Here is a 19,423-nt window from a genome sequence, read left to right on the forward strand (position 1 = left end):
GTAGAGCACCATTAGTAGGTTATCCCAGGCGGGTTGACCTCCGATTGTTCCACCGCCTCGCCCTGCTCCCCCCAGCGCGCCAGCACTTTCTGGTACTCTCCGCGCTCAATCGCACCGTTGAGCGCGGCCTGCAGGGCATAAACCAGTTGATTGCCTTTTTTGGTCGTGGTGGCGACATAAGCTTTCTTCGGCCCCAAACCGACCACGCGGGTTTTGCCGGTCAGCGCCGCTTTATACGCCGAGACCGACTGCGGCCCGAAGAACACATCCGCCCTGCCGGACTGGATGTAAAGATTGCCCGAGGCATCGTCGTGGAGATAAACCGGCAACGCAGGCTCGCGTCCGGCCTTTTTGTTCTCCTCGTTCCAGCCCAGCAGAATACGTTCCTGATTGGTGCCCGAGCCGACAATCACTTTTTTACCCGCCAGGTCTTCCGCACGTTTAATCGACTGGATATCACTGGTCGACTTCACCGAAAACGCCAGCGAGTCGACGCGGTAGGTGGCGAAATCAAACTTCTCTTTACGCTGTTCGGTCACCGCAATGTTCACCAGCGCCACGTCGTAACGCCCGGAGGCGATCCCCAGCGGCCAGTCTTCCCACGCCGTCGGCACCAGCTTCAGCTTCAGCCCCAGACTGCCCGCCAGCAGGCGGGCGATATCCGGGTCGCTGCCAATCCGTGTGCGGTTATCGCTGGCCAGCAGCGCCAGCGGCGGGGAGTTCAGCATCGAGATGGCAACCGTCAGCGTTCCCGGCTCAACAAATTTGTAACTGGCGGGGATCTTCGCCACAGCCTGCCGATCCACCGTCACCGGCAGCGGCTGCTCGTTGGCTTTTAAATCAATGCTGGCGTGGCTGGCGGCTGAAAAGATCAGCCCCGCCAGAAGTCCATATTTCATTGTCGCTCCTTACAGCACTTTAGAGAGGAACTGGCGCGTTCGCGGGTGCGACGGACGGTTTAACACCTCGTCGCTGCTGCCCTGCTCGACAATTTTTCCATCGACCATAAACACCACCTGATCCGCCACCTCCCGGGCAAAGCCGATCTCGTGGGTGACCACCACCAGCGTGGTGCCGGATCGGGCCAGCTTCTTGATCACATCCAGCACTTCACCCACCAGCTCCGGATCGAGCGCCGAGGTGGGTTCATCAAACAGCATCACCCGAGGTCGCAGCGCCAGCGCGCGGGCAATGGCAATGCGCTGTTGCTGGCCGCCAGAAAGATGGCGGGACCAGGCGTCCGCTTTATCCCGCAGCCCCACCACGTCCAGCAGGCTGTAGGCCCTTTCCACCGCTTCTTTCTTGCTGAGTTTTTTATGCGCGACCGGCGCTTCTATCAGGTTTTCCAGCACCGTGAGGTGCGGAAAGAGATTGAAGTTCTGAAACACATAGCCCACGTTGACCCGCTGCTTAAGGATCTCCTTCTCTTTCAGTTCAAAGAGTTTGTCGCCCTGACGGCGATAGCCAATGTAGTCGCCGTCAATCTGGATAAAACCTTCGTCGACGCGCTCCAGGTGGTTAATGGTGCGCAGCAGCGTCGATTTACCCGACCCGGATGGCCCGAGGATCACCGTCACGGACCCTGGCGGGATCTCAAGCGTGACGTTGTCGAGGGCTTTATGGCGACCGAAATATTTACTGACGCCGGTAATCGAAATATGTCCTTCAGGAGAGGCTGGCATGGACGGGCTCCTGTGCTGGCGTGGCGGTGACAGAACGGCTACGCCGGGTGGCGCGGTTCTGGTTAACGGCAGAACGGCGTTCGCTACGGGCAAGTGCGCGTTCCACACCGTACTGGATAGCGGACAAGACGGTGGTAATCACCAGGTACCAGGCGGCCCCAACCATCAACAGCGGGATCACCTCCTGGGTGCGGTTGTAGATCATCTGAATGGTATAAAACAGCTCCGGCATCGCCAGGACGTACACCATCGCCGTGCCCTTGGCGAGGCTGATGATCTCATTGAATCCCGACGGCAGAATGGTGCGCAGCGCCTGGGGTAAAATGATGCGCACCGTACGACGCCAGGCCGGCAGGCCGAGCGCGGCCGCTGCCTCATATTGCCCGTGGTCAACGCCGAGGAAGCCGCCGCGAATAATTTCGGCGGTATAGGCGCTCTGTACCAGCGTCAGCCCCACCACCGCGGTGGAGAACTGCCCCAGCACGTTGATGGTTTCAAAGCTGCCCCAGGTGATGCCGGTGAACGGCACGCCGAGCGAGAGCGTGTCGTAGAGATAGGAAAAGTTGTACAGGATGATCAGCACCACGATCAGCGGCAGCGACCGGAAGAGCCAGATGTAGGCCCACGCCAGGCTGCTCAACAGCCAGGACGAAGAGAGTCGCGCCAGGGCCAGAATGCCGCCAAACACGACACTCAGCGCGGTGCCGATCAGCGTCAGCAGCAGGGTTTGACCGACACCCTCGAGGATCACCGGGTCGAAGAACCAGCGGGCGAATACGCCCCACTCCCAGCGCGGGTTAAAGGCCACGGACTGAATCACGACCGCCAGGACAAACAGCGCCACCGCGGCGCCGACGGTCCGCAGCGGATAACGCGCCGGGACCACCTTTATGGTTTCAACGTTGCTCATCGTCGTTCCTCATGCGGTTTTACTGAACGCTTCGCGTACCAGCGTTTTGGTGAAACGCAACCGACCATCAAACGGCGGCTGGCTATACTCTTCCGGATCCCGGTTCAGATCGAACTGCGGCTGATAGCCCTGGCTGAGATAGAGCCGGACCGCTTCCGGCTGGCGAAAACCGGTGGTCAGGTAGATCTGGCTATACCCCGCCAGCACCGCCCTGCGCTCCAGCTCCTGCACCACTCGCCCGGCAAGTCCCTGCTGACGCAGGGATTTGTTGGTCCAGATACGCTTAATCTCTGCGGTCCGTTCGTCATAGGGCTTGTAAGCGCCGGTGGCGATAATTTCCCCGTCACGTTCCAGGACGATAAACAGTCCCTGCGGCGCTAAATACCATTCCGTCAGCTCCACTTCCGCATCTTTAGAGAAGTAGTCCCCGTAACGGGCGGCATATTCCCCGAACAGCCCCTCGATGATGGGCTGGAGTTCGGCATCTTCCGGCGAGACATCACGAAATTGTTCGCGCATAGCGCCTCCTTAATCACCCAGGCCAGCCGGGTTCACTTCTGACTGAGGAATGCGCTCAACCCCTTCCCCCCAGCGGTTCAGCACTTTGTCGTAATCGCCGTTTTTGATCACGCCGTTCAGCGCGATTTGTACCGGCTCAACCAGCCCGCTGCCTTTTTTCAGCGTCACCGCGATATGCGCCGCCTTCGGCCAGCCGCCGTCGACGCTACCCACCAGTTTGGTTTTGCCGTTCAGCGCCGCTTTCCACGCGCCAATCACGTTCGGACCAAAGTAGGCATCCGCACGCCCGGACTGCAGCGCCAGGGTTTGGGCCGCATCATCTTTGGTGTAGATCGGAGTAAAGGGTTTCAGCCCCTTCTTCAGGTTTTCCGCGTTCCATGCCAGCAGGATGGCTTCCTGATTAGTGCCGGAGCCCACGATGATCCGCAGCCCGGCGATGTCTTCCGCCTTCTGCAGCGAGGTAATCGGGCTGGTGGATTTCACGTAGAAACCGAGGGAGTCTTTCCGGTAGGTGGCAAAATCAAACTTCTGTTTGCGTTCTTTGGTGACGGTGATATTGCTGATGGCCGCATCGTATTTCCCGGAGGCGACCCCCAGCGGCCAGTCTTCCCACGAGGTGGGCACCACGTTCAGCTCCAGCCCGAGGCTGTCCGCCACCAGACGAGCAACGTCGACCTCGCTGCCTAACAGCGTTTTGTTGTCATCGGAAAACACCGTCAGCGGCGGCTGGTTGAGCCCCGCCACCGCCACGGTAAATTTTCCCGGTACGGCAAAGCGATAGTCTTTCGGCAACCGGGCGATGGCATCGCCGTTTTTGGCGGTGTTGATCGGCGTTTTATTGGCCTCGATGCTCACGCCGGTGCCGTTAATGTTCACATTCTCTGCCCAGACGGCAGGGGTAAAGGCCAGCGCGAGCGCCAGAATAAGCGATGTTTTCTGCATAGCGGTGTTCTCTTTTATTGTTGTGTGAAGTGATTTTTCGGTTGGTCCAGACCTAAGCTTTCGCGCAGCGTGGTGCCCGGATAGTCGGTGCGGAACAGGCCGCGCGCCTGCAGAACCGGCACGACCTGGTCCACAAAGCGCGGGAAAGTGTCCGGCGTGCCGCCCTGAATGATGAAGCCGTCGGCGGCATAGCCTTCAAACCAGGCCTGCAGTCCGTCGGCCACCTCTTCCGGCGTACCGGAAAAGCGTGGACGCGGCGAAGCGGCTTCCAGCGCCACCTGACGCAGGGTTAAGTTGCGCTCGCGGGCGTTACGCTTGATCTCATCGGTGGTGCTGCGGAAGCTATTTTTGCCTAAGTCGCCGATATCCGGGAACGGTTCGTCGAGCGGATACTGGCTGAAATCATGATGTTCGAAATAACGCCCGAGGTAATTGAGGGCATCATTAATCGACACCAGCGCCGCCGTGGTTTGATACTGGTTTTCCACGTCCTCTGCATCTTTTCCCACAATCACGCTGACGCCCTGGAATATATGTAAATCCGACGGGCGGCGGCCGTGAGTTTCCAGCTGCTGTTTCACGTCGCGGTAAAAGGCTTTTGCCTCGTCGAGGGTTTCATGGTGGGTGAAAATGGCGTCGGCATGTTTCGCCGCCAGTTTTTTCCCGTCGTCCGACGCGCCGGCCTGAAAGACAATCGGACGTCCCTGCGGGGTACGGCCAATATTCAGCGGTCCGGCGACCTGGAAGAAATCACCACGGTGATTCAGGGTGTGCAGTTTTGCCGGGTCAAAGAACTGACCGCTCTCTTTGTTGCGCACAAAGGCATCTCCTTCCCAGGAGTCCCACAGCCCTTTCACCACGTCGAGATACTCGTCGGCAATCCGGTAGCGCAACGCATGTTCAGGGTGTTTTTCGCGGGAGAAGTTCTTCGCCGAACCTTCCAGCGGCGAGGTCACCACGTTCCAGCCCGCGCGGCCATTGCTCAGATGGTCGAGGCTGGCGAACTGGCGGGCCGTGGTAAAGGGCTCGCTGTAGGAGGTGGATAAGGTTCCCACCAGCCCCAGGCGCGAGGTGATGCTTGCCAGCGCAGATAACACCGTTAACGGTTCAAAGCGGTTTAAAAAATGCGGGATCGATTTTTCGTTAATATAAAGACCGTCGGCAACGAATAAGAAATCGAGTTTGCCCTCTTCCGCCTTTAATGCCGTCGCTTTGACGAAATCGAAATTGATACTGGCATCGGCGATGGCCTCTGGGTGGCGCCAGGCGGACATATTCCCGGATGCACCATGCAAAATGGTGCCGAGCCGCAGTTGACGATGTGCAGACATATTCACCTCTTCAGAATTAAACGTGTTGCAGGGCTTTTTCCGCAAGCTGTGCAAAATAGCGGGCAGCGGGCTCGATTAATGCTTCGTCCGGGTTAAACGCCGGGTGATGTAAACCATACGCACTGTTGCTGCCAATGCTGACAAACGCGCCGGGTATGGACTGCAGATAGACCGCGAAATCTTCCCCGCCCATGTGTAACTCGGCGTGCCGGGTTTCATAGCCCGCCTCCCGGGCAACCGAGGTGGCAAACGCCGCCCAGCGTTCGTCATTGACCAGCGCGGTGGGTCCGGCATACCAGGTGATATCAATCTGCGCGCTGAAGGCGCTGGCAAACCCGGCGGCAATCTCGCCCACGCGGGCTTTCACGTTCTGCTGTACTTCCGTGCGATGGGTACGCAGCGTGCCTTCCAGCTCGACGCTTTCCGGCAGCACGTTCCAGGTGTTGCCGCCCGCAATGCGCGTCACGCTCAGCACCACGGAATCCAGCGTGTTGACGTTGCGGCTGGCGACGCTTTGCAGCGCCGTCACCAGCTGGCTCGCCAGCACAATGGCATCGTTACCTTCATGCGGACGTGCGGCATGCGCGCCTTTGCCGGTAATGCGAATCACAAAGCGGTCGACGTTGGCATAGAACGGCCCGCCGCGGGTGGCGAACTCCCCGACCGGCAGGCCGGGCTCGTTATGCATACCGAAAATCGCGCTGACATCCCGCAGGGCACCGGCCCGCACCATGCTCTTCGCGCCGCCAAAGTTCTCTTCGGCAGGCTGAAACAGGATCCGCACCCGGCCGTTAAGCGAAACTTCCCGCTCTTTCAGTTTTAACGCCGCGCCGAGGATGACGCTGGTATGGATGTCGTGTCCGCAGGCGTGCATCACCCCTGCCTGCTGCGAGCTAAACGGTACGCCGCTACGCTCTTCAATCGGCAGGGCATCGATATCTGCGCGCAGCGCAATCAGCTTGTTGCCGGAACCAATTTCCGCCACCAGCCCGGTCGGCAGATCGTAAGGCAGCGGCGTAATGCCCGCTGTTGTCAGCCACTGGCGCAGGCGTGCGGTGGTCTCGACTTCCTGGCCGGACAGTTCCGGGTTCTGGTGCAGCTCGCGACGCCAGGCAATCAGTTGTTCGCCAAAGCTCATACGGTAACCTCCCTGTTAAGACGGGCCTCGGCCAGCAAACGCAGTGACGCCACGCGCGTGGCGCCGTCTGCTACCGGGGTATCAATAATAAATTCGTCAATGCCCCACGTTTCATGGAGGGCGTTAAGGTGTTCGAGCACGGATTTCGCCGTGCCGGCCAGCAGCGACTGCGCCCGACGCGCAATGCGTACCGGCTCACTCCCTGCCTGACGCGCGAACGCGTAAGCCTGCTCTTCGCTGGCCACGGTGACGCGCTGGCCGTTGGCCAGCTCCACGCCCCACACTTCCACCTTCTGCGCCAGCGCGTCTGCTTCGGCCTGCGTCGGTGCGACAATCCCCTGCACCGCCACAATCACATCGCGGACGCTGTTTTCACGCCAGGTGGCGATCACCTCACGCAGCAGATGCGGATCGCCATTCAGGTGCGCGGCAAAAACAAAGTGCCAGTCGAGGCTGGCGGCCAGCAGCGCGCTTTCGCGACTCGCGCCGAGCAGAAAACCCTGCGCAGGCGACGGCGGCAGCGGCGTGGCCAGAACGGCTTCCGCCGTTGACTGATGCTCAGGACGGATCCAGCGGTCGAGCTGGGCCAGCTGTTCGGCAAAACTGCCCTTTTCCTGTTGATTCAGACCCTGCTGCAGCGCGCGGGTCGAGAGCGGCAGACCGCCCGGTGCTTTTCCGACGCCAAGATCCACGCGGCCTGGCGCCAGCGCGGCCAGAACGTTGAAGTTCTCGGCGACTTTATACGGGCTGTAGTGCTGAAGCATCACGCCGCCGGAACCGACGCGAATGCGCGAGGTTTGCCCGAGGATCCAGGCAATCAGCAGCTCCGGTGAGGGGCTGGCAAGTTGGGGAGTGTTGTGGTGTTCGGCAATCCAGAAGCGGTGATAGCCCAGATTTTCTGCCTGCTGCGCCAGCGCCAGGGTACGCGCCAGTGCATCGGCAGCCGTTTCGTGTTCAGCGATGGGGCTTTTATCCAGAATGCTGATTCGCCATGACATGTTGCGTTCTCGTTTGACTTAACATGTCGACATTATTAAAGGCGTATTTCACCACTGAGAAACAATTAATTTACATTTAGTTTGCCGGAAAACAGATATATAAAACCACGCTAAGAATATGTCTTCAGAGAGGCAATCAACGCATCTACCTGACTGCGGCGGGTAATACGGACAAAGCGAATGTGCGCGTAGCGCGGGTTTTGCAGATCGGCTTCATAACGCCTGCGGTTGTTGCGCCAGGTTTTTATCGTCCAGATGATAATGGATTCTCTGCTCAGGAACGCGCGGCGAAAACTCTCCTTATTCCCCGTGCCGGGCCAAAGTTCCCGTTTATGCCAGGCCCGTTTGATGGCCCTGGTAACGGCCTGATACAGGGTGCGGGTAAACCCATAATCGACCCACACCACAACATCGACATGGCGCCATTTAACCGGGCGCGTGCGGTTATAGTTACCGTCAAGCACCCAGTCTGGCGACGCCTGCAGCGCCTGCTCCAGCGTTTCCTGAAACACGTCGTCCGGGGTTCCCTGCCAGTCAGGGCGCCAGTAGAGTCGGTCCATCTCGATACAGGGAATGTCCAGCTCAGCCGCAATCTGCTTCGCCAGTGTGCTTTTTCCACTTCCGCTGGTTCCGATGACATTAATTTTCACACTCCCTCCATTCTGTTTACGAAAGCTGCCCAAAGCATAGCGTTTTCATCCTGTTAACTGAACGTTATTTCAGCATGGCGTCGGCCATGTAAAAACCTGAGCCTGGATACGTTCATGGTTCTACGGTGGCCAAAATCTATACCACCTGGTAACTATTAAGCGGTACTGATGATTAAAGCAGCATATCGCTGACGGTTTTGACTAAAAAATCACCACGATTCAGCGTGTTGTGATCCCCGTCTGCTCTGACCACACGATTTCCTTCGACGTGCATCACTTTCGGCACGGTTATATTTTGCGTCGCTTATGAATTGCAGGTAGGATGCCTCGCCATGTTTCGCCTTATCCATACGCAGAATGACTGGGAAGGCGACATGTGTTTGCGCAGAAGCAATCGTTTGTATTGCATTCTGCCAGGCAGGACTATCACGATAATGGTTCAGACAGGCAAACAGGTAACTCAATGAAAACAAGCAATAAAAGCGCAGCCGATCATCATGCTGCTAAACGTCGCTGGTTGAACTCCCACGAAGAGGGCTACCACAAAGCGATGGGCAACCGTCAGGTTCAAATGATCGCCATCGGCGGCGCTATCGGAACGGGTCTGTTTTTAGGTGCGGGTGCACGTCTGCAGATGGCTGGCCCGGCTCTCGCCCTGGTCTATCTGGTGTGCGGGATCTTCTCTTTCTTCATTCTTCGCGCGCTGGGCGAACTGGTACTGCATCGCCCTTCCAGCGGAAGCTTCGTCTCCTACGCCCGTGAATTCCTCGGTGAAAAAGCGGCCTACGTGGCGGGCTGGATGTATTTCGTCAACTGGGCGATGACCGGTATCGTCGACATCACCGCGGTTGCGCTGTATATGCACTACTGGGGCGCGTTCGGCGATGTGCCGCAGTGGGTCTTTGCGCTTGGCGCGCTGGCCATTGTCGGCACCATGAACATGATCGGCGTGAAGTGGTTCGCGGAGATGGAGTTCTGGTTTGCGCTGGTCAAAGTGCTGGCCATCGTGGTGTTCCTGGTGGTGGGTACCGTCTTCCTCGGCAGCGGTAAACCGCTGGATGGCAATGCCACCGGCTTCCACCTGATAACCGATAACGGCGGTTTCTTCCCGCACGGTCTGCTGCCTGCGCTAGTGCTGGTTCAGGGCGTGGTGTTCGCCTTTGCCTCCATCGAGCTGGTGGGTACCGCAGCAGGTGAATGTAAAGATCCGCAGACGATGGTGCCAAAGGCCATCAACAGCGTGATCTGGCGTATCGGTCTGTTTTACGTCGGTTCCGTGGTCCTGCTGGTTCTGCTGCTGCCGTGGAACGCCTATCAGGCGGGTCAGAGTCCGTTCGTGACCTTCTTCTCTAAGCTGGGCGTGCCTTACGTTGGCAGTATCATGAACATCGTGGTGCTGACGGCAGCGCTCTCGAGCCTGAACTCCGGTCTGTACTCTACCGGCCGTATCCTGCGCTCCATGTCGATGGGCGGTTCTGCACCGAAGTTCATGTCGAAGATGAGCAAGCAGCACGTGCCGTACGCCGGTATTCTGGCCACGCTGGTGGTCTACGTCTTCGGCGTGTTCCTGAACTACCTGGTCCCGTCTCAGGTCTTCGAAATCGTGCTGAACGTGGCCGCACTCGGGATCATCGCCTCCTGGGGCTTTATCGTGGTCTGCCAGATGCGTCTGCGTAAAGCGATCAAAGAAGGGAAAGCCGCTGACGTTAGCTTTAAGCTGCCTGGCGCACCGGTGACCTCCTGGCTCACCCTGCTCTTCCTGTTCAGCGTGCTGGTGCTGATGGCGTTCGACTACCCGAACGGCACCTACACCATCGCGACCATTCCGCTGCTGGCCGTGCTGCTGATTGCTGGCTGGTTTGGCGTGCGTAAACGCGTTCACGAGATCCACAGCACCGCGCCGGTTCATCCTGATGATGAAAAACACGACGCGCCGCTGGTAGAAGAGACCTCGCGTTAATACACAGTCAACAAAAAGGGAAGGCATTTAGCCTTCCCTTTTTTTATTACAACGCGATACGAATCACATCGTCAGGCTGGGTGGCTTCCTGCTGACGGGTGGATTTCTGTTTCACCGTCACGTACAGGGCTTTGCCATCCGCTGAGAGCGCCAGGCTGTTCGGGTAGACCGGCGTGTCGATGGTTTTGGTGACCTTATACGATTTGGCGTCAATCACGCTCACCTTACCGGCTTCACGGTGCGTCACATAAACTTCATTGCGGGCCGGGTTAAACAGGACGGCCAGCGATTCCGGCGCGGCGATTTTGTCGATCACGCTGCCCTCTTTCAGGCTCACCACCAGCACTTCCGGCTGTTTTGAATCGGTCAGGAATGCGCGCTGACCGGCAGTGTCGAGGCTCAGATTCAGGTAGAAGTGCTCTTTGCCGTCATCCTGCACCTTTTTACGGCTGATAATTTTATTGCTGGCCGTATCAATCGTCACCAGCTCGCCGTCCGCATTGGTGGTATAGAGACGTTTCGCCTGCGCGTCCAGCGCCAGGCCGGTGCTGTAGGTCCCGGTATTGGCAATGGTCGCTTTCAGCTTCAGCGTGGCGCCATCCACCACCCAAATGACGCTCTCTTTCCCCACGCCCGTGATGTACACGGTGTTCGTGCTGTCATCGGCCACCAGCTGGCGCGGCTGCAGTGGCTTAACGGTGTCACTACGCTGACGTCCATCCAGCACCAGCCGCCCTTTTACATCGCCCGTTTTCGCATCGATGGCCGTTACCGCACCGTTGATAGTGTTGCCCAACCACAGCGTCTGGGTCGACTTATCAAGAGTGGCACCAAATGGTTTGAGATCGCTGTGAATCGCCTGCGTCACGTCCAGCGTAACCGGATCGAGGCGATAGACAACGCCGCCCTTGTCGGTTTTACGGCTTTGCGACGTCGCGACCCACAGGGCATTTTCCTGCTGGCTCACCGCCATTTCATACGCCCCTTTGCCCACGGCTTTACGCAGCACCTCTTCGGCGGCATGAACCTGGAACGTTCCGGCAAGCAGTAACGTGGCTGAAAGCAGTGACAGGCTCAGGCGCGGTGAGCACAGATGACGTAAAGACATAACAATTCCTTTTCTAAATGAGGGGTTCTGCTGACATCGCTTCCGGCAGGCAACGTCATGGCATTGCCTTTTGATAATGAGAATAGTAATCATTAATGAATCAAATGTGGAGATTTTCTTTCCCGCTTCGCCTTCCATTAACGCAATGTGCGGTTATAGTTTTCAAAACTTTTACAAAACCTTTAACATATATGGACATGTTCCATTTGGTTCGTTTATACACCACAACCGGTTTTATTCATGAAAATCATTTCTGCCCATAAGGCTTCTCTTCCGCTGCTGCTGGTTCCTGTTATTTTTGCGCCTCTTACCGCCATGAGCGCGGAAGAACAGACCATGATCGTCAGCGCCACGCCGCAAACCGTATCGGAACTCGATACTCCAGCCGCGGTCAGCGTCGTCAATGGCGACGATATGCGCCATGCCGCTCCCCGTATCAACCTGTCTGAATCTCTCGGCAGCGTCCCGGGCCTGCAAATTCAGAACCGCCAGAACTATGCGCAGGATCTCCAGCTTTCGATGCGTGGGTTTGGTGCCCGCTCAACCTTCGGCGTGCGCGGCATCCGTATGTACGTAGACGGTATTCCGGCCACCATGCCGGACGGACAGGGTCAGACCTCGAACATCGATCTCTCAAGCGTGGAGAGTGTTGAAGTGCTGCGCGGCCCCTTCTCTGCCCTGTACGGCAACGCCTCTGGCGGCGTGATTAACATCAATACCCAGACCGGGCAGCAGCCGCCGACCATTGAAGCCAGCAGCTATTACGGCAGTTACGGGACCTGGCGCTACGGCATGAAAGCCACTGGCGCGATGGGTGATGGCACCCACGCGGGCGATGTGGATTACACCGTGTCCACCACCCGTTTCACCACCAAAGGTTATCGCGACCACAGCGGCGCGCGAAAGAATCTTGCCAACGCCAAACTGGGCGTGCGTATTGATGACGTCAGCAAGCTGACGCTGGTCTTTAATAGCGTGGACATGAAGGCCAACGATCCGGGCGGACTGAACTATCAGGAGTGGCGGGATAACCCGCGCCAGTCCCCGCGCGGCGATCAGTACAACACGCGTAAAACCATCAAACAGACCCAGGCCGGTTTGCGTTACGACCGTCAGCTCAGCACCCAGGACGACCTCAGCGTGATGATGTACGCCGGTGAGCGTGAAATGACGCAGTACCAGTCGATTCCGTATCAGCCGCAGCTGAAACCCTCCCACTCCGGTGGGGTGATCGATATGCAGCGCCACTATCAGGGGATTGATACCCGCTGGACGCACCGTGGCGAGCTGCTGGTGCCGGTGACCTTCACCACCGGTCTTAACTACGAAAACATGAGCGAAGATCGTCGCGGATACGAGAACTTCGTCATGGATAACGGCGTACCGGATTACGGCGTCAAAGGTGATAAGCGTCGCAATGAACGCAATCTGATGTGGAACGTCGATCCGTATCTGCAAACGAGCTGGCAGCTGACGCAGAAACTGTCAGTGGATGCCGGGGTACGCTACAGCTCGGTCTGGTTTGATTCCAATGACCACTACGTGACGCCGGGCAATGGCGATGACAGCGGCGACGCGAGCTACCACAAATGGCTCCCTGCCGGTTCCGTGAAGTATGCCGTGACGGACGCGTGGAACCTTTACGCCGCCGCCGGGCGTGGCTTTGAAACGCCAACCATCAACGAGCTTTCCTACCGTTCAGATAACCAGGGTGGGCTGAATATTGGTCTGAAACCGTCCACCAACAACACCTATGAAGTGGGCAGCAAAACCCGCATCGGCAATGGCCTGCTGACCGCCGCCCTGTTCCGCACCGATACGGATGACGAGATCGTGGTGGATGCCAGTTCTGGCGGCCGTACCAGCTATAAAAATGCCGGCAAAACCCGTCGTCAGGGTGTCGAAGTGTCCCTCGATCAGCAGTTCGCTGAAAACTGGAAGCTGAAGATGGCGTGGACCTATCTGGACGCCACTTATCGCACCAACGTATGCGGCGATACGAACTGTAACGGTAACCGGATGCCGGGCATCGCCCGTAATATGGGTTACGCCTCGTTTGGCTGGCAGCCGGAGGAAGGCTGGTACGCGGGTTCAGATGTGCGTTACATGAGCGATATCATGGCCGACGATGAGAACACAGCGAAAGCGCCATCGTATACGGTGGTCGGACTGAATACCGGGTATAAATTTAACTATGGCAACTGGGGCATGGACGTCTTTGGTCGCGTCGATAATCTCTTCGATAAAGAGTACGTCGGCTCAGTCATTGTCAACGAGTCCAACGGCCGTTATTACGAGCCTGCACCTGGACGTAACTACGGTGTAGGACTCTCGGTCTCTTATCGCTTCGAGTAAGTAATAAGAAAAGTTTATTTTATCTCTAAAATAACGCTCCTGATGGCAATAAACCATCAGGAGTTATTCATAAGATAAATAATCAGCCGCGGTATATAGTCGCTCTGTTAAATAATCTCTCAGTTAAAATATTGTCGCTGTAAAAGAGTATTGGCTTCATCAATCAACTTATCAATTGCCTTCTGACTGGCTTCAACATCTCTTCGCTCAAGGGCTGAAAGGAGTTCGTCATAGTGATATGTCGAGGCTTTGATGTCGTTGAGTTCCTGATGAAGATAGTTCATGCATGGCCCGATACGCACCCATAACTGTTCAATTAGCGCGTTAAGCGTTGGCATTTCCGCATACTGATACAGCGTAAACCGCAAGACGCGATTAGCATGCAGCGCCTGCTGAACGTGCCCGTTGCGCATGGCCTCATGGAAGGCGTCTGACATTTTGCGCAACGTCTCAAGCTTAGTGTCAGACATATTCTGACAGGCGGCGGCAACGGCCATCGGCTCAAGCTGTTTTCTGATGGCGTTAATCTCGTTATAGCGCTCCAGCGTCACCTCTGGCACCAGAAATGCCTGCGCGGGAGTGGCGTGTAACGCGCCAGAAGAGACCAGCCGCAAAAGCGCCTCGCGAACCGGAGTAATACTGGTACCTAATTTATCGGCGATCTCTTTCGTTATCAGTCGTGCCCCAGGTTTGAGTGAGCCTGTAATTAACGCCCCTTTCAAACTGAGTTCAACTTGCATAGTAAGGCTGACCCTTTGGGCTTTTTCTAAGTGATCCAAATCAAGCATGTTCAATTCCTGTAGCTAAAACTTAATGCTATTTTTAAACGCCAGTTTTAATAAAACGACGCTGGTCCGATATATCCTGTATCGTCATGCCTGGTGGTGGGAGTACGTAAAAACTGCAAAAAAAAGCAAACGTCATTTTTTATCGATTTCGGGCTCATCCGGGATGATGGCGCGAAATGCCATGTCCAGTAATTAAAGACAATATATCGTATCTTCACAAATAAATATGGCGGGAAACCCCGCCATAGTACTCTTTATTTATTGTCGTCCGCGACGCGAATCACGACTTTACCGAAGTTCCGCCCTTCAAGAAGGCCAATCAGCGCCTCCGGTGCGTTCTCCAGCCCGTCCGTGACCTGTTCACGATAGTGAATTTTACCTTCCTGTACCCAGCGCCCCATCTCCTGCTGGAACTCCTGAATGCGGTGCCCGTAGTCCTGGCCGATGATAAAGCCCTGCATACGAATGCGTTTCTTGAGAAGGGTCGCCATCAGAAGCGGCAAGCGATCCGGCCCCTCTGGCAGGCCCGTCGCATTATAGCCGCTGACCAGACCACACACCGGCACGCGTGCGGCGGTATTCAGCAGCGGCAGGACAGCGTCAAAGACTTTGCCGCCGACGTTCTCATAATAGACATCAATGCCGTTCGGGCAGGCGTGTTTCAGTTGCTCAGCGAAATCCGCCGCGTGGTGATCCAGACACTGGTCAAACCCGAGAACCTCGACGGCATGGCGGCATTTTTCAGCACCACCGGCGACGCCGACCACCCGGCAACCTTTGATTTTGCCAATCTGCCCCACTGTCGCCCCCACCGGGCCTGTTGCCGCCGCAACCACCAGCGTTTCACCCGCTTTGGGTTGCCCGATATCCAGCAGCCCCATATAGGCAGTAAAGCCCGGCATACCCAGAACACCCAGCGCCCAGGAAGGATGAGATGGATTTTCACCGAGCTTCACCAGACCGCTGCCGTCTGAAAGTTCATACTCCTGCCAGCCGCTATAGCCCAGCACCCACTCACCCGGTTTGAAATCGGGATGTCGGGAGTGTTCAACACGGCTGACCGTTCCCCCTACCATCACCGCACCAATCTCAACCGGCGGTGAATAGGATGGCGCATCGCTCATGCGCCCGCGCATGTATGGATCCAGCGACAGCCAGACGGTGCGAAGCAAAAGCTGCCCCGCCTCAGGTTCCGGAACGGGTTGCGTTTCCAGACGAAAATTTTCTGCGACTGGCGCACCATGAGGGCGCGAAGCCAGGACCCAGCGGCGATTTTGCGAAACAGGTTGATTCATCGGGATCTCCTTCTGGTACAAATGTCATTACAGCCTGGCGCACGAATGGCGTTCTCGCCTTAGCATTACGAGCCAGACTGGTTCAGCCGTACAACCAGATAGATACAGGGTTCATTCGTTTCATTGATGAACCGGCAGTCATTGGGCGGCCCCAGTTCAAGACAGTCTCCGGCGCGCATCTCGTGGCGCGTATCGCCCTCCTGAAACACCAGTTCGCCGGACTGCAGCCAGATAAGCTGACGTGCCAGCGCGTAAGAAGATGCAGGCATCGGAACATCGCTGCCCGCAGGCAGTTCAACCTGAACAAGATCGATGGGCAGATCGGTGCGGGGAGAAACATGGCGGCGGAGGTAGTGCGTTTGCGGGTCGCGCCAGACGGGCTGGTTTGCCAGGCGCAGCAGCTTTCCTTCCTGCATCTCGGCCCGGGCAATCAGCGTGGACATGCTGATGCCAAATGCGCCAGACAGGCGGGCAAGCAAGGTGGCTGTCGGGCTGCTGTCCCCGCGCTCTATCTTATGGATCATGGCGCGGGAGACGCCTGCCCGGTCAGCAAGCTCGCTCAGGGACCAGCCGCGAGACTCGCGCTCCAGGCGAATTCTTGCGCTAATCCGTTGATTCATTGTGTCTGTTATGGTGTTCATGACGTCATACTATAGTGTATGAACGGCATTTCAATGGGCTTTTGATAACAAAAAAATATGGCTTATGCCGTAGCGATCGGGCGATACAGTTGTGTAATATCGTAGCCATAACGTAACACTATAGTGAACAACACACAGAGGTTTAATCATGATCGTTCGTCATGCCTGCAAAGAAGACTGCGCTGCGATAGGAGAGATCTACAACCACGCGGTGGTGCACACCGCCGCGATTTGGAACGATAAAACCGTCGATACCGAGAACCGCATCGCCTGGTTTGAGGCGCGCACGCTCGCGGGTTACCCGGTACTGGTCAGTGAGGAAGACGGCGCGATCACCGGTTACGCCTCCTTTGGCGACTGGCGCGCTTTTGACGGTTTTCGTCACACGGTTGAGCACTCGGTTTACGTCCACCCGGATCATCAGGGCAAAGGCATTGGCCGCACGCTGATGAAAGCGTTGATTGACGAGGCCCGCGCCATCGGTAAACACGTGATGGTTGCCGGGATTGAAGCGCAGAATCAGGCTTCGATCCATCTTCATGAAACGCTCGGTTTTGTCACGACGGGGCAAATGCCACAGGTGGGGACCAAGTTTGGCCGCTGGCTGGACTTAACCTTTATGCAGCTGCAGCTGGATGAACGCAGCGATCCGGACGCTATCCCATGAATCAGTCGCTAACGCTGGCATTTCTGGTGGCGGCGGGAATAGGCCTGGTGGTGCAAAACACCCTGATGGTGCGTATCACCCAGTCCTCCTCCACCATACTTATCGCGATGTTGCTGAATTCCCTGGTCGGCATTGTGCTGTTTGTCAGCATTCTGCTGCTGAAACAGGGCGTCGCCGGATTTAGCGAGCTGGCCGCAACGGTACGCTGGTGGACGCTCATTCCCGGGCTGCTGGGCTCCTTTTTTGTGTTTGCCAGCATCAGCGGGTATCAGAATGTTGGCGCGGCGACGACGATTGCCGTGCTGGTGGCAAGCCAGCTTATCGGCGGGCTGGTACTGGACGTGCTGAGAAGCAACGGCATTCCGCTACGCGCCCTGATCGGCCCGGTGTGCGGCGCGGTGATGCTGGTCGTCGGCGCCTGGCTGGTGGCGCGACGTCAGTTTTAATCGCTAGAGGATCGTGCCACCTTTGGTCAGCTGTTCGTGGCGCGCCTCCATCTCTTCTCTGTGCTCCTTGCCGTGGTGCGAAATAGCGGTACGCAGGCGTTGTTGCTGGGTGTAGCGGTCTTCACGGCTCAGCTCAGCGTCATCGCTCAGTTCAATCAGCAGTTCATTCATATGGGTGATGACGCCTTCGTTAATCGCGCCATCGACACGGGCGATCACGTCGTTTAAATGTGACATTGTCACTCCTTGTTATGTGCCCGGTAGCGCTACGCTTACCGGGCCTACGGGTGCTAAATGTAGGCCGGGTAAGGCGTAGCCGCCACCCGGCGATGACATACTTAATTCAGCTTCGCTTTTGAGAAATCGCTGCCCATCAGGCTCACGCTGTACCCGGTTACGTTGCTCCGGGTTGCATAGAACGTTTTGCCGTTCGCCAGCGCGATCCACGGCGCCTGCTGGTAGAAGATTTCCTGCGCCTGGCCGTAGAGTTTCGCACGCTCCGCCGGGTTGCTGGTCAGCTTCGCTTTTTGTACCAGGGCATCATACCCCTTGTCACACCAGCGCGCGGCGTTTGAGCCGGTTTTAATGCTGTTGCAGCCCAGCAGCACATCGGCAAAGTTGTCCGGATCGCCGTTATCGGACATCCAGCCAAACAGCGCAGAGTCATGTTCGCCTTTACGCATGCCGGAGAGGTATTCGCCCCATTCGTAAGAGACAATTTTGGCCTTCACGCCGACTTTTGCCCAGTCGCTCTGGATCATCTCCGCGATACGACGGGAGTTAGGGTTATACGGACGCTGAACCGGCATTGACCACAGCGTGACCTCCGCGCCCTTCTCCAGCCCGGCCTGCTTCAGCAGCGCTTTCGCTTTTTCAGGATCGTAGCTGTAGTCCTTCAACTCTTTGTTAAAGCCCAGCATGTTTGGCGGGATCGGGGATTTTGCCACCGTGCCCGACCCCATAAACACCGCATTAACGATGGCCTTTTTGTCGGTCGCGTAGTTCAACGCCTGACGCACCAGCACGTTATCAAACGGTTTTTTCTCGGTGTTAAACGCCAGATAGCCGACGTTCAGCGCATCGACCGAGTGCAGCGTCAGGTCTTTGTTGTTCCTGATAACATCGAACTGCACCGGGGACGGCGCAGGAATGATCTGGCACTCGTTGGTCTGCAATTTCGCCAGTCGGGTTTCCACATTCGGCGTGATGGAGAAGATGAGATGCTTCGTCGGCACTTCGCCTTCCCAGTAGTTCGGGTTCGCGACGTAGCGGATCAACGAATCCACTTTGTACTGCTGGAGAACGTAAGGCCCGGTACCAATCGGCCAGGTGTCCACGTTCTCCGGGGTGCCTTTTTTCAACATCGCGTCGGCGTATTCAGCGGAGAGAATGGAGGCGAAATCCATCCCCCAGTCGGCCAGGAATGCGGCGTTGGGTTCACTGAGGGTGAACTGAACGTGGTAATCATCGACCTTTTTCACGTCCTGGATCAGTTTATCGAGGCCCACATCGTTAAAGTATTCGTAATTGCCCTGCGACACATTGTGGTACGGGTGTTTAGGGTCTTTCTGACGCATGACCGAGAAAATAACGTCATCGGCGTTAAAGTCACGCGTCGGTTTGAAGTATTTATTGCTGTTGAACTTCACCCCTTTGCGCAGGGTAAAGGTATAGGTCTTGCCATCAGGTGAAATCGTCCAGGACTCGGCAAGTGACGGCACCGGGGTATTTTTCACCGGGTCGAAATTGATCAGGCGGTTATAGAGCACCTGAGAGCTGGCCACAAAAGACGGTCCAGAGCTGGCAATTTGCGGGTTGAAGGACTCGGGGGACGCTTCAGAACAGTAAATAAGGGTGTCGTTGTTTGCCGCCCATGCGGCACCGGCTGGTAAAAGTGCGCTCAGCGCAAGGGCGAGCAGTGTTTTCCCTGTAGACATGGTTATAACCCTGACAATTTTATTATATAGAACAGTAATAACAGCACAGCCGTAAT

General features: G+C 56.9%; 17 protein-coding genes and 1 pseudogene. 4 read left to right on the plus strand and 14 right to left on the minus strand.

Annotation, left to right across the window (positions count from 1 at the left end):
• Nucleotides 1–11: 11 nt before the first annotated feature.
• The 8 genes and pseudogenes from SP99_RS11685 to SP99_RS11725 all read right to left on the minus strand — a co-directional run bounded on the left by SP99_RS11685 (nt 12) and on the right by SP99_RS11725 (nt 8,170).
• Nucleotides 12–899 carry an ABC transporter substrate-binding protein gene (locus SP99_RS11685; protein ID WP_045285032.1) on the minus strand — a complete coding sequence of 296 codons (888 nt, stop codon included), beginning with the start codon at nt 897–899 and terminating at the stop codon, nt 12–14.
• A 9-nt stretch (nt 900–908) separates the two neighbouring features.
• The gene (locus SP99_RS11690; RefSeq protein ID WP_045285033.1) at nt 909–1,682 is read right to left on the minus strand and encodes an amino acid ABC transporter ATP-binding protein; all 774 of its coding nucleotides are present in this window, start codon (nt 1,680–1,682) and stop codon (nt 909–911) included.
• Entirely contained in the window at nt 1,666–2,592 is a 927-nt protein-coding gene (locus SP99_RS11695; RefSeq protein WP_047958699.1) for an amino acid ABC transporter permease, read from the minus strand. Before SP99_RS11695 ends, SP99_RS11690 begins: the two co-directional genes overlap by 17 nt.
• 9 nt (nt 2,593–2,601) lie before the next feature.
• Nucleotides 2,602–3,111 (minus strand): GNAT family N-acetyltransferase, encoded by a 510-nt coding sequence (locus tag SP99_RS11700; protein WP_045285035.1) that lies wholly within the window; start codon nt 3,109–3,111, stop codon nt 2,602–2,604.
• Between the two features lie 9 nt (nt 3,112–3,120).
• Nucleotides 3,121–5,384: pseudogene (locus tag SP99_RS25020) on the minus strand (NtaA/DmoA family FMN-dependent monooxygenase).
• 16 nt (nt 5,385–5,400) lie between these two features.
• Nucleotides 5,401–6,522 (minus strand): amidohydrolase, encoded by a 1,122-nt coding sequence (locus SP99_RS11715; protein WP_047958702.1) that lies wholly within the window; start codon nt 6,520–6,522, stop codon nt 5,401–5,403.
• Nucleotides 6,519–7,520 (minus strand): LLM class flavin-dependent oxidoreductase, encoded by a 1,002-nt coding sequence (locus SP99_RS11720; protein WP_047958703.1) that lies wholly within the window; start codon nt 7,518–7,520, stop codon nt 6,519–6,521. Before SP99_RS11720 ends, SP99_RS11715 begins: the two co-directional genes overlap by 4 nt.
• Nucleotides 7,521–7,630: 110 nt before the next feature.
• Nucleotides 7,631–8,170 (minus strand): AAA family ATPase, encoded by a 540-nt coding sequence (locus tag SP99_RS11725; protein WP_045285038.1) that lies wholly within the window; start codon nt 8,168–8,170, stop codon nt 7,631–7,633.
• A gap of 463 nt (nt 8,171–8,633) precedes the next feature.
• Between SP99_RS11725 and ansP the strand changes: the two genes are divergently transcribed.
• On the plus strand, nt 8,634–10,130 hold the full coding sequence (ansP, locus tag SP99_RS11730) for an L-asparagine permease (protein WP_008501774.1): 1,497 nt from the start codon (nt 8,634–8,636) through the stop codon (nt 10,128–10,130).
• Between the two features lie 46 nt (nt 10,131–10,176).
• Here the strand turns inward: ansP and yncE are convergent, their stop codons facing one another.
• Nucleotides 10,177–11,238 carry a 7-bladed beta-propeller protein YncE gene (gene yncE / locus SP99_RS11735; protein WP_047958704.1) on the minus strand — a complete coding sequence of 354 codons (1,062 nt, stop codon included), beginning with the start codon at nt 11,236–11,238 and terminating at the stop codon, nt 10,177–10,179.
• 240 nt (nt 11,239–11,478) lie between these two features.
• Here yncE and pqqU point away from each other — a divergent pair, with 240 nt between their 5' ends.
• On the plus strand, nt 11,479–13,593 hold the full coding sequence (gene pqqU, locus SP99_RS11740) for a TonB-dependent receptor PqqU (RefSeq protein WP_025759141.1): 2,115 nt from the start codon (nt 11,479–11,481) through the stop codon (nt 13,591–13,593).
• A 119-nt stretch (nt 13,594–13,712) separates the two neighbouring features.
• Here pqqU and SP99_RS11745 read toward each other — a convergent pair whose 3' ends face one another.
• The 3 genes from SP99_RS11745 to SP99_RS11755 all read right to left on the minus strand — a co-directional run bounded on the left by SP99_RS11745 (nt 13,713) and on the right by SP99_RS11755 (nt 16,317).
• The gene (locus tag SP99_RS11745; protein ID WP_047958705.1) at nt 13,713–14,381 is read right to left on the minus strand and encodes a GntR family transcriptional regulator; all 669 of its coding nucleotides are present in this window, start codon (nt 14,379–14,381) and stop codon (nt 13,713–13,715) included.
• Nucleotides 14,382–14,635: 254 nt separating this feature from the next.
• Nucleotides 14,636–15,676, minus strand: coding sequence for an NADP-dependent oxidoreductase (locus SP99_RS11750; RefSeq protein ID WP_047958706.1), 1,041 nt, complete (start codon nt 15,674–15,676; stop codon nt 14,636–14,638).
• A 65-nt stretch (nt 15,677–15,741) separates the two neighbouring features.
• Nucleotides 15,742–16,317 (minus strand): helix-turn-helix domain-containing protein, encoded by a 576-nt coding sequence (locus SP99_RS11755; protein ID WP_025759136.1) that lies wholly within the window; start codon nt 16,315–16,317, stop codon nt 15,742–15,744.
• A gap of 148 nt (nt 16,318–16,465) precedes the next feature.
• Between SP99_RS11755 and SP99_RS11760 the strand changes: the two genes are divergently transcribed.
• Both SP99_RS11760 and SP99_RS11765 read left to right on the plus strand, forming a co-directional pair.
• The gene (locus tag SP99_RS11760) at nt 16,466–16,984 is read left to right on the plus strand and encodes a GNAT family N-acetyltransferase (protein ID WP_047958707.1); all 519 of its coding nucleotides are present in this window, start codon (nt 16,466–16,468) and stop codon (nt 16,982–16,984) included.
• On the plus strand, nt 16,981–17,430 hold the full coding sequence (locus SP99_RS11765; RefSeq protein WP_047365031.1) for a DMT family transporter: 450 nt from the start codon (nt 16,981–16,983) through the stop codon (nt 17,428–17,430). The genes SP99_RS11760 and SP99_RS11765 overlap by 4 nt, the downstream gene beginning before the upstream one ends.
• Before the next feature lie 3 nt (nt 17,431–17,433).
• Here the strand turns inward: SP99_RS11765 and SP99_RS11770 are convergent, their stop codons facing one another.
• Together SP99_RS11770 and SP99_RS11775 are read right to left on the minus strand one after the other, a co-directional pair.
• Nucleotides 17,434–17,667, minus strand: a complete 234-nt coding sequence (locus SP99_RS11770) for a YdcY family protein (RefSeq protein ID WP_025759130.1) — start codon at nt 17,665–17,667, stop codon at nt 17,434–17,436.
• A gap of 101 nt (nt 17,668–17,768) precedes the next feature.
• A complete protein-coding gene (locus SP99_RS11775; protein WP_047958708.1) occupies nt 17,769–19,367 on the minus strand; it encodes an ABC transporter substrate-binding protein in 1,599 nt (532 codons plus the stop codon).
• Nucleotides 19,368–19,423: the final 56 nt, after the last annotated feature.

The organism is Enterobacter sp. BIDMC92 (genome assembly GCF_001030225.1).
GTDB classification, from domain to species: Bacteria; Pseudomonadota; Gammaproteobacteria; order Enterobacterales; family Enterobacteriaceae; genus Enterobacter; species Enterobacter sichuanensis.

What these genes read in the sequence shown, in the direction of transcription:
- SP99_RS11685 (WP_045285032.1), bottom strand. Translation starts at nt 899, where the DNA reads ATGAAATATGGACTTCTGGCGGGGCTGATCTTTTCAGCCGCCAGCCAC.
- SP99_RS11690 (WP_045285033.1), bottom strand. Translation starts at nt 1,682, where the DNA reads ATGCCAGCCTCTCCTGAAGGACATATTTCGATTACCGGCGTCAGTAAA.
- SP99_RS11695 (WP_047958699.1), bottom strand. Translation starts at nt 2,592, where the DNA reads ATGAGCAACGTTGAAACCATAAAGGTGGTCCCGGCGCGTTATCCGCTG.
- SP99_RS11700 (WP_045285035.1), bottom strand. Translation starts at nt 3,111, where the DNA reads ATGCGCGAACAATTTCGTGATGTCTCGCCGGAAGATGCCGAACTCCAG.
- SP99_RS11715 (WP_047958702.1), bottom strand. Translation starts at nt 6,522, where the DNA reads ATGAGCTTTGGCGAACAACTGATTGCCTGGCGTCGCGAGCTGCACCAG.
- SP99_RS11720 (WP_047958703.1), bottom strand. Translation starts at nt 7,520, where the DNA reads ATGTCATGGCGAATCAGCATTCTGGATAAAAGCCCCATCGCTGAACAC.
- ansP (WP_008501774.1), top strand. Translation starts at nt 8,634, where the DNA reads ATGAAAACAAGCAATAAAAGCGCAGCCGATCATCATGCTGCTAAACGT.
- yncE (WP_047958704.1), bottom strand. Translation starts at nt 11,238, where the DNA reads ATGTCTTTACGTCATCTGTGCTCACCGCGCCTGAGCCTGTCACTGCTT.
- pqqU (WP_025759141.1), top strand. Translation starts at nt 11,479, where the DNA reads ATGAAAATCATTTCTGCCCATAAGGCTTCTCTTCCGCTGCTGCTGGTT.
- SP99_RS11745 (WP_047958705.1), bottom strand. Translation starts at nt 14,381, where the DNA reads ATGCTTGATTTGGATCACTTAGAAAAAGCCCAAAGGGTCAGCCTTACT.
- SP99_RS11750 (WP_047958706.1), bottom strand. Translation starts at nt 15,676, where the DNA reads ATGAATCAACCTGTTTCGCAAAATCGCCGCTGGGTCCTGGCTTCGCGC.
- SP99_RS11755 (WP_025759136.1), bottom strand. Translation starts at nt 16,317, where the DNA reads ATGAACACCATAACAGACACAATGAATCAACGGATTAGCGCAAGAATT.
- SP99_RS11760 (WP_047958707.1), top strand. Translation starts at nt 16,466, where the DNA reads ATGATCGTTCGTCATGCCTGCAAAGAAGACTGCGCTGCGATAGGAGAG.
- SP99_RS11765 (WP_047365031.1), top strand. Translation starts at nt 16,981, where the DNA reads ATGAATCAGTCGCTAACGCTGGCATTTCTGGTGGCGGCGGGAATAGGC.
- SP99_RS11770 (WP_025759130.1), bottom strand. Translation starts at nt 17,667, where the DNA reads ATGTCACATTTAAACGACGTGATCGCCCGTGTCGATGGCGCGATTAAC.
- SP99_RS11775 (WP_047958708.1), bottom strand. Translation starts at nt 19,367, where the DNA reads ATGTCTACAGGGAAAACACTGCTCGCCCTTGCGCTGAGCGCACTTTTA.